Annotated in this window: 2 protein-coding genes; one reads left to right on the top strand and one right to left on the bottom strand. The window is 71.7% G+C overall.

Going from position 1 to position 1882, the window contains the following annotated elements; all coding sequences use genetic code 11:
* Nucleotides 1-89: 89 nt before the first annotated feature.
* Nucleotides 90-950, bottom strand: a complete 861-nt coding sequence (locus ACTUAL_RS19875; RefSeq protein ID WP_440901301.1) for an AraC family transcriptional regulator — start codon at nt 948-950, stop codon at nt 90-92.
* Between the two features lie 248 nt (nt 951-1198).
* On the opposite strand from ACTUAL_RS19875, the gene ACTUAL_RS19870 reads away from it, so the two are divergent.
* Nucleotides 1199-1816, top strand: a complete 618-nt coding sequence (locus ACTUAL_RS19870; protein ID WP_096492356.1) for an SRPBCC family protein — start codon at nt 1199-1201, stop codon at nt 1814-1816.
* Nucleotides 1817-1882: the final 66 nt, after the last annotated feature.

Raw genomic sequence — 1882 nt, 5'->3', positions numbered from 1 at the left:
GGGGGGGGCGCCCCCCCCCCCCCCCCCCCCCCCCCCCGCTCGCCACGCTGCTCCTTCTTCGCTGCTCCTTCGCTGCTACTCCTTCGCTGCTACTCCTTCTCCACAGGAATCCACAGCTCGGCCTCGGCCGTCCTCCCGTCGTCGAGCACGGTGCTGCTGAGGATCTCCGGGCCGGGGCGGCTGCGGTACGGGTTCGACGGGAACCACTGGGTGAACACGTCCCGCCACATCTCCTGCAGCGCCCTCGGGAACTCCCCGGTGCTGGAGAACACCGCCCACGTCCCGGCGGCCACCGGGAGCGCGTCCAGCCCCTCCGGGACCGGCAGCGAGCTGGCGACCCCGTGGTAGTAGTCCAGCTCGGTGCCCTCCGCGCGGGACGGGTCGAGGTCGGCGCTGACCCCGACGACCCCGCCGGGCTCCTCGTTGTTGAGCTTCTTGATCTCGGCGAACTCCGCCTTGTCGAGCCCCCTGATGAAGTCCGCGATGTGCGGGTTCACCCCTTGGTGGACCAGGGGCACCCTGGCCCTGCGCCCGACGACGGCGAACTCCGCCCGTTCCACGATCCGGTACCGCATGTCGCTGCTCCCCTCGATGACGAGGCGGAAGGCCATTCTCGACTGCGAGCTGAGCGCCGCCCCGGTCCGCCTGGCCTCACCTGGCCCCACGCCGTGCACGGCGCGGAAAGCCCTGGTGAACGCCTCGTTGGAGGCGTAGCCGTGGTCGACGGCGATGTCCAGCAGGGTGCGCTCCCCCGCCACCACCTCCGCCGCCGCGAGCGTGAGCCTGCGCCGCCGCACGTACTCCGACAGCGGCATCCCGGCCAGCGCCGAGAACATCCGCCGCAGGTGGTGCTCGGAGGTCAGCGCGATCCGCGCCAGCTCCGCGACGTCGACCTCGCCCGGCAGGACCTGTTCGACGCGGTCCATGGCCTCGTTGAGCCGCTCCAGCACGCCCGTCCCCTTCCGCCACCGGGAACGCTACGGAGCGCGGCGGGGGTCGCACCCGACCGGAGCGGGCCGGTTCCGGTCGGGTCGCGCCCGACCGCGGGCCCGTCCGCTCAACCATCCACAGTGGACCTCCGGCGCGGAGCCTTCCCAGTGGTGTTTCCCTTTTGGCTCCGGAGAAACACCGTGTTAATCCCGGTTCGGAGGGTACTCAGTGGGAGACCGAAGACCACGAGCGGAGAGGTTGCGACACAGTGACGACGATCGAGAAGTCCGTGGACGTCGAGGTCCCGGTCAGCACCGCGTACAACCAGTGGACCCAGTTCGAGTCGTTCCCCCGGTTCATGGAGGGCGTCGAGAACATCACCCAGGTGTCGGACACCCGGACCCACTGGGTCACCAGCATCGGTGGCGTGAAGCGCGAGTTCGACGCGGAGATCACCGAGCAGCACCCGGACGAGCGGGTCGCCTGGCACACGGTGGAGGGTCCGCAGCAGGCCGGTGTGGTGACGTTCCACCGGCTCAACGACCGGCAGACCAGGGTCCACCTGCAGATGGACTACGAGCCCGAGACCCTGACCGAGAAGGCCGGGGCCGCGCTGGGCATCGTGGAGCACCGGGTGAACGGCGACCTGAAGCGGTTCAAGGAGTTCATCGAGAACGCGGGCTCCGAGACCGGCTCCTGGCGCGGTGACGTGCCCCGCGAGCCGCAGGCGGGCGAGGCCGCGCACCGGATGCCGCCCGGCGGCACCACCGCCACCCCGAACCCCGGCGCCACGCCGGGCGTCGCGGGTCCCGGCGTGACCCCCGGTCTGGCGGGTCCCGGCACGGGCGGTCTGGGCGGCGCGACGCACCGCGACCCGCTGTCCTGAGCCGCCGCTGAGCGAAGCGAGGAGGCCCGCCCCCCTATCGGGGGGCGGGCCTCCTCGCTTTTCGGT

The organism is Actinosynnema sp. (assembly GCF_052038725.1).
This window is presented reverse-complemented; position numbering and strand designations above follow the sequence as displayed.